The 6854-nt window shown below is 72.3% G+C and carries 7 protein-coding genes; 1 reads left to right on the top strand and 6 read right to left on the bottom strand.

From position 1 onward, the window contains the following. Positions 1 to 51 precede the first annotated feature (51 nt). Positions 52 to 633: a hypothetical protein gene (locus tag ACFQ3T_RS33035; protein WP_380729477.1), complete on the bottom strand. Its 582-nt coding sequence runs from the start codon at positions 631 to 633 to the stop codon at positions 52 to 54. A gap of 230 nt (positions 634 to 863) precedes the next feature. Between ACFQ3T_RS33035 and ACFQ3T_RS33030 the strand changes: the two genes are divergently transcribed. After that, positions 864 to 2066 (top strand): S8 family serine peptidase, encoded by a 1203-nt coding sequence (locus ACFQ3T_RS33030; RefSeq protein ID WP_380729474.1) that lies wholly within the window; start codon positions 864 to 866, stop codon positions 2064 to 2066. 29 nt (positions 2067 to 2095) lie between these two features. Here the strand turns inward: ACFQ3T_RS33030 and ACFQ3T_RS33025 are convergent, their stop codons facing one another. The 5 genes from ACFQ3T_RS33025 to ACFQ3T_RS33005 form a co-directional block, all read right to left on the bottom strand. Beyond that, complete coding sequence (locus ACFQ3T_RS33025; RefSeq protein WP_380729472.1) at positions 2096 to 3004, bottom strand: ABC transporter ATP-binding protein; 909 nt, start codon at positions 3002 to 3004, stop codon at positions 2096 to 2098. Positions 3005 to 3153: 149 nt separating this feature from the next. Further along, positions 3154 to 3918, bottom strand: a complete 765-nt coding sequence (locus tag ACFQ3T_RS33020; RefSeq protein WP_380729470.1) for a hypothetical protein — start codon at positions 3916 to 3918, stop codon at positions 3154 to 3156. Between the two features lie 6 nt (positions 3919 to 3924). Continuing rightward, positions 3925 to 4836 (bottom strand): ABC transporter ATP-binding protein, encoded by a 912-nt coding sequence (locus tag ACFQ3T_RS33015; protein WP_380729468.1) that lies wholly within the window; start codon positions 4834 to 4836, stop codon positions 3925 to 3927. A 199-nt stretch (positions 4837 to 5035) separates the two neighbouring features. Further along, a complete protein-coding gene (locus ACFQ3T_RS33010; RefSeq protein ID WP_380729466.1) occupies positions 5036 to 5686 on the bottom strand; it encodes a response regulator in 651 nt (216 codons plus the stop codon). Further along, on the bottom strand, positions 5683 to 6854 hold a 1172-nt coding region (locus tag ACFQ3T_RS33005; RefSeq protein ID WP_380729464.1), incomplete at its 5' end, for a sensor histidine kinase. The genes ACFQ3T_RS33005 and ACFQ3T_RS33010, both read right to left, overlap by 4 nt.

Genomic DNA, 6854 nt, shown 5'->3' with positions numbered 1-6854 from the left:
CGTCCACGTCGCCGCCATCAACATTTGGCTACGCCACATCTGAAACACGCGCTAGGCGATGTTCTCCAGGTCCTCGATCTGCTCGCGCAGCTCGGCGACGGTGAACTCGATGGGTTGGCGCTGACCGGGGCCCCGGTGCGCGGGGAGCAGGTCCACGAAACCGGGGTGCCGGTCGGTGAACTGCACGGTGGTCGGCTCGGCGGGCCCGTAGACGCCGCTCTCGGACGGCACGAACTCCCAGTAGCCGACCTCGCCCTCGCTCGCCCACGGGACGAAGACCCAACCCGGCCGGCTGCCCAGCAACCGGGTCACCTCGTCCTCGATGGCGAACGCCGCCGCGCGCGAGGCGATCCTGCCCCGGGAGAGGGCCCGCAGCCACCAGGGTGCCGGTGCGTCGGGGCCGACCGCGCGGAAGAGCGCGAGCACTTGCTCCTCGTCGGCCCGGTGGATCCAGGCCCGACGGGTCGCCGCGGGCGAGTCGGCGACACCGACGCCTCCCGCGGCTTCGATCGCGTGCGACCATTCCAACGCCAACATCGGTTCGACGCGAAGGGCGTGGTCGCGTTGCCGTGGCAGCTTCTTGGTCCCGGTTGCCGAGTGGTCGGCGTTCAGGTCCGGATCGAGCACCGTCACGGGTTCACCTCCGGTGGGTTCCTTGACGGGGGGTATCCGAATTCGCGTGCGGGCAGGCGCCCACCTCACGATTCGCGCTTTCCATCTGACCCGCTTCAGAAGCCGTTGTCATGGACCTGTGCCGGAGTTCACGACGTCTTAACGAACGGCTTACTCCGCTTGCCCGAACCTGGAACCGTGAAACATGACCGACATGGAATATCTGTGATCCCGAGCACAGGGGGAATTGCGTGACGGGAAGGGCGGTCGTCGTCGCGATCCTGATCGCGCTGTGCGCGCCGGGCGCCGCGCGGGCGCAGACGATCGAGGACCGGCAGTGGCACCTGGCCGCGCTGGGCATCGCGACCGCGCACGGCACGTCGCGCGGTGACGGCGTGGTGGTCGCGGTGGTCGACTCGGGCGTGGACGACACGCGGCCGGACCTCGCCGGGGCGCTGCTGCCGGGCGCCGGGTTCGGCTCGGCGGCCGGCACCGACGGCACCCAGGACAACGACGGGCACGGCACCGCGATGGCCACGCTGATCGCCGGCCGGGCCGTGGACGGCGGCGCGCTCGGCGTGGCGCCCCGCGCGATGATCCTGCCGGTGTCGGTCGGCGCGGAGGGCGACAAGTTCACCACCACGTCCGTCGCGGAGGGCGTGACCTGGGCCGTCGACCAGGGCGCCGACGTCATCAACCTGTCCCTGACGTCGCTGGCGACGCTCACCCCGGACCTCCTGCGCGCGGTGAACTACGCGTTCGACCACGACGCCGTGGTGGTCGCGGGCACCGGCAACGACGGTGACGAGCACGTCGGCGCGCCCGCCAACATCAAGGGCGTCATCGCGGTCTCCGGCACGATCGAGGGCAACGGGCCGTGGCTCGACTCGAACACCGGCCCGGAGACCGTGCTGGCCGCGCCGGCGCAGCGGATCGTCACGGCCGTGCCGGTGGCGGTGGTGGACACCGGGTACGCCGAGGTCGACGGCACGAGCGCGGCGACGGCGCTGGTCTCCGGGGCGGCCGCGCTGGTCCGCGCCCGCTACCCCGACATGGACGCGGGCAACGTGGTGAACCGCCTCATCGCCACCGCCACCGACCTGCTGGAACCGGGCCGCGACCACGCGACCGGGTTCGGCCAGGTCGACCCGGTGGCCGCGCTCACCGCGGACGTGCCGCCGGTGGAGCGCAACCCGCTCGCGCCGCCGCCGCGACCCTCGTCGTCCGCCGTGCCGCCGCCGGCCGCGGCGGAGGGCCTGGCCGTGCCGCCGTCCGACGGGGACGCGGGGACCAGGCTCGTGGTCATGTTCGGCGGGCTCGGCGCGGTCGCCGTCCTCGTGGCGGTGGTGAGCCTCATGCTGTACCGGCGGAGTCGCGTTCCGCGCGCGCCCGTGCCGGTCGTGAGGGAAATACCGCCGCCGTCCGACGACTTCTGGCGCAGCGACCGCTTCTGATTGCCGGAACGCATTAGCGCGCCGTCGGCTCAGTCGGCGGCGTGGTATTCCACGGATTCCTTCGTGAGTTGCATGAAGGCCTCCTCCAGCGACCCGAGTTGCGGGCTCAACTCGTGCAGCGTGATGCCGTGGGAGGCGGCCAGCTCACCGATGAACGACGAGTCCACGCCGTGCACGACGAACGCGCCGTCCTCGGCGGCGGCCTCGGCGACGCGGGCTCGGCCGGCCAGCAGCTCGCGCAGCCGGTCGGCCTGCGGCGAGCGGACCCGGACCGCGTCCTCGGTGGCGTCCTTGATGAACTGCGCCGTGCTGGTCTGCGCGATGAGCCTGCCCCGGCCGATGACGATCAGGTCCTGCGCGGTCTGCGCCATCTCGGACAGCAGGTGGCTCGACACGAACACGGTCCGGCCCTCGTCGGCGAGCCGGTGCATGAACTGGCGGATCCAGAGGATGCCCTCCGGGTCGAGGCCGTTGACGGGCTCGTCGAACATCAGCACCTTCGGGTCGCCGAGGAGGGCGCCCGCGATGCCGAGCCGCTGGGACATGCCGAGCGAGAAGCTGCCGGCGCGGCGCTTGGCGACCGGGGTGAGGCCGACCAGGTCCAGCACCTCGTCCACGCGCTTGGCCGGGATCTCGTTGGACCTGGCGAGCCACTGCAGGTGCGCCCGCGCGGACCGGTTGGGGTGCACCCACTTGGCGTCCAGCAGCGCGCCGACCACGTGCAGCGGCCGGTGCAGCGACCGGTAGTCCCGGCCGTCCACGGTGACCCGGCCGCGGGTGGGGTGGTCCAGGCCCAGGACCATCCGCATGGTGGTGGACTTGCCCGCGCCGTTGGGCCCGAGGAAGCCGGTGACCCGGCCGGGCTGGACCGCGAACGACAGGTCGTCCACGGCCACGGTGCCGCCGTAGTGCTTGGTGAGGCCGGTCGCTTCGATCATGACTTCTCCCGTCCGATCAACCGCTGCTGGCGTACCTGTGGCAGAAAGCCCGGGCCACCCCCCGAAGGTGACCCGAGCTTCCCCCCTTCCCCCCTGTCACCGCGCGCCGACCCCGACGCCGGGCGCGGTGCGCCTGGTGACGCGTTCCCCTACGCGTCCCGCCGCTTCACCACGATGAGCGAGATGACGTAGATCGCCACCGCGATGGCGGCGAAGTACCCGAACGAGCCCCACGGGCTCAGCTCGCCGATGGCGGGCGGGCCCTCGCCGGCCGGGATGACGCTCGGGTCCGGGTTGCCGAAGATGAACTTGCCGGCCACGGTGAACGGCATCCACTTCTGGATGTCGTCGCCGATGTTCGGGATGAACCCGACCACGCTCTCCAGCACCAGCGCGAACACCAGGATGATCGACACCGCGCCCGCGGTCTGCCGCACCAGCGCGCCGACGCCCAGCGCCAGCAGCGCGCCCGCCGCGTAGACGAGGCCGACGCCCGCCACGTGCCGCCAGTCGTTGGCCGACTCGATCGCGAGCTCCGAGGTGTTGTCCACGAGCAGCCAGGACAGCGCCCACGAGCCGAACGAGGAGGCCAGGCCGACCAGCCCGGCCAGCAGCACCACGACGACCGCCTTGGCGACCAGCGGCGAGATGCGGTCGGGCACCGCCTGGAACGTCGCCTTGATCGTGCCGAAGCGGTACTCGGTGGTGACCGCCAGCGCGGCCATCACCATGATCACGTACAGCCCAAGGTTGTGCACGAACACCGCGGCCAGCACGGGCATCGGCGCCTCGGCGCCCCAGTTGGCCGCGATGATCGCGGTGATGCCGATGGTCAGCGCGAGCGCCAGCAGCATGGACCACCACGGCGAGCGGGTGGTGAAGAGCTTGATCCGTTCAACGGCGAGCAGAGTCATCGGTGGTCACTTCCCCGTCTCGGCGTGGTACTCCACGGAATCGCCGGTGAGCTGCATGAAGGCCTCTTCGAGCGAACCGCGTTGCGGGCTCAGCTCGTGGAGCACCACGCCGCTCGCCGCCGCGATGTCCCCGATCTCGTCACTGGCGGCACCCGTCACGGTGAGCGAGCCGTCCTCGTCCTCACGGACGGTGAAGCCCTTGTCGACGAGCATCGCGCCCAGCTTGTCCGCGTGCGGGCTGCGCACCCGGACCGTGTTCTCGGTCGAGCGCTCCACGAACTCGGTGGTGCTGGACTGCGAGATGAGCTTGCCGCGCCCGATGACCACGAGGTCCTGGGCGGTCACCGCCATCTCCGACAGCAGGTGGCTGGACACCAGCACGGTGCGGCCGTCGGCGGCCAGGCCCTGCATGAACTGGCGGATCCAGAGGATGCCCTCCGGGTCCAGGCCGTTGACGGGCTCGTCGAACAGCAACACCTTCGGGTCACCCAGGAGGGCGCCCGCGATGCCGAGCCGCTGGGACATGCCCAGCGAGAAGCCGCCGGCGCGGCGCTTGGCGACCTTGGTCAGGCCGACCAGGTCCAGCACCTCGTCCACGCGGCGGTCGGGCAGGCCGTTCGACTTGGCGAGCCACTGCAGGTGCGCCCGCGCCGAGCGGTTGGGGTGCACCCACTTCGCGTCCAGCAGCGCGCCGACGGTGCGCAGCGGGCGGTCGAGCTGGGCGTACGGCCGCCCGTCGATCAGCACCTTGCCCCCGCTCGGCCGGTCGAGGCCGAGGATCATGCGCATGGTGGTGGACTTGCCCGCGCCGTTCGGGCCGAGGAAGCCGGTGACCCGGCCGGGCTGGACCGTGAACGACAGGTCGTCCACCGCGACCGTCGTCCCGTAGCGCTTGGTGAGGCCGATAGCCTCGATCATGGTTTCTCCCCTGGACGGACACATCCCCCGGACTCGGATGAACCATGCCGCGTCCACGGGGTCTCGCACATCGGTCTGTAGTTGACTCGTCGGTGCGACTTCCGTCTTATCGTGTCCGCTACCTCGGTTGCAGTAATCCAGGATTACCCTGAGTTGTCCCCTAGGCGTGCGGCGCTTCGTCCTCAGGGACGGGGCCGGCCTAGCCGGGTTGGACCAGGCCGTGCCGGTAGGCCAGCGCGACGAGCTGCGCCCGGTCGCGCGCGCCGAGCTTGGCCAGCGCCCGGCTGATGTGGGTCTTCGTCGTGGCGGGGCTGATCACCAGCTCCCGGGTGATCTCCTCGTTGCTGAGCCCCTGCGCGGCCAGCGCGACGACCTCCCGCTCGCGGGTGGTGAGCTGGTCGAACACCGAGTGGTCCACCGCGCTCGGCGTGGTCATCCGCGCGATGAGCCGCCGGGTCAGGCCCGGTGACAGCAGCTCCTCGCCGCCCGCGACCACCCGGATGCCGTGCAGCAGTTGCGCCGGGTCGGTGTTCTTCAGCAGGAACCCGCTCGCGCCCGCGGCCAGGCCCTCGATCGCGTAGTCGTCCTGGTCGAACGTGGTCAGGATCAGCACCCGCACGCCGGACAGCTCGGGATCGCCCACGATCCGCCGCACGCCCTCCAGCCCGTCGACGCCCGGCATCTGCACGTCCATCAGCACCACGTCCGGCCGCGTCTCGCGCGCCAGCGCCGCCGCCGTGCCGCCGTCGCCCGCCTCGCCGACCACGGCCATGTCCGGCTCGCTGTCGACCAGCACCCGGAACCCGCCGCGCACGAGCGCCTGGTCGTCGGCGATGAGCACCCTGATCATCGGACCTCCCGCGTCGGCAGCCGGCACCGCACCTCGAACCCGTCGGACACCCTGCCGGCGGTCAGCTCGCCGCCCAGCGCCTCCGCCCTGGCCCGCATGCCCTCGATCCCGTGGCCGCCGACCGGGGACGGCCGCGGCGCGCCCGGCGACCCGTTGTCCCGCACCACGACCTCCAGCGAGTCCTCGCGGTAGGTCAGCGCCACCCACACCTCGGACGCGTCGGAGTGCCGCCGCACGTTCGTCAGCGACTCCTGGACCACCCGGAACGCGGCCAGGTCCACCGCCACCGGCACGGCCCGGTCGTCGCCCGCCACCGACAGCTCCACGTCGACGCCGGCCACGTCGAGCAGCTTGTCCAGCTGCGCCAGCCCGCCGGTCGCGGTCAGCGCCCGCACGTTCTCCGACCGCATCACGCCGAGCAGCACCTGCACCTCGGCCAACCCGTCGTCGCTGATCCGCTTGATCGCCTGCAACGCCTCGGCGGCCTGCTCCGGCCTGCGCCCCATCACGTGCACCGCGACGCCCGCCTGCACGCTGATCGCGGCCATCGTGTGCCCGAACACGTCGTGCAGCTCGCGCGCGATCTCCAGCCGCTCCTCGGCGGCCTGCGCCTTGGCCTGCTCGGTCCGGGCCTGCGCGATCTGCTCGGCCCGTTCCCGCGCGCCCGCCCGGAACGCCCGGTGCGAGTGCACGGCCGCGCCCAGCGCGGTCGCCGCCGCCTCCAGCGGCACGGCGTTGAACACCTTGTCGTCCAACCACTCGCCGCCCATGGCCACCCGCACCGAGAGCACCGTCACCGCGGCCGTGACCAGCACGCCGCCGACGCCCTCCCGCCAGCCGCGGTGGGCGGCGAGCGTGTAGCAGGCGATCAGCGGCGCGACGGTGACCAGCCGGCCGTGGTAGCCGAGGTCGAACCAGGCGAACGTGACGGCGTTCGCGGCCAGGAGCGACACCCACGGGTGACGCCGGCGCACCGCCACCGCCACGCCGAGCGCGACGGCCAGCGCCACCGCGCCCCAGTCCGGCGGCCCGTCGGGCCCGTCCGGGCCGACGCCGAGCAGGCTCAGGCCGATCACGAGCGCCGCGAGCCCGCCGCCCAGCGCGATGTCGGCCCGTGCCATGGTCCGTTCGCCTCCACGCCGGATCGTCGTCGCCCGCGCGGCCGGAG

It is taken from the genome of Saccharothrix hoggarensis, from assembly GCF_042678885.1.
In the GTDB taxonomy this organism is placed as follows: Bacteria; Actinomycetota; Actinomycetes; order Mycobacteriales; family Pseudonocardiaceae; genus Actinosynnema; species Actinosynnema hoggarensis.
Note: the sequence above shows the minus strand (reverse complement) of the source record. Positions and strands in the feature narration are given on the sequence as shown.

Coding starts and splice junctions, on each gene's coding strand:
- ACFQ3T_RS33025 (WP_380729472.1), bottom strand. CDS start 3,004: ATGATCGAAGCGACCGGCCTCACCAAGCACTACGGCGGCACCGTGGCC.
- ACFQ3T_RS33015 (WP_380729468.1), bottom strand. CDS start 4,836: ATGATCGAGGCTATCGGCCTCACCAAGCGCTACGGGACGACGGTCGCG.
- ACFQ3T_RS33010 (WP_380729466.1), bottom strand. CDS start 5,686: ATGATCAGGGTGCTCATCGCCGACGACCAGGCGCTCGTGCGCGGCGGG.
- ACFQ3T_RS33020 (WP_380729470.1), bottom strand. CDS start 3,918: ATGACTCTGCTCGCCGTTGAACGGATCAAGCTCTTCACCACCCGCTCG.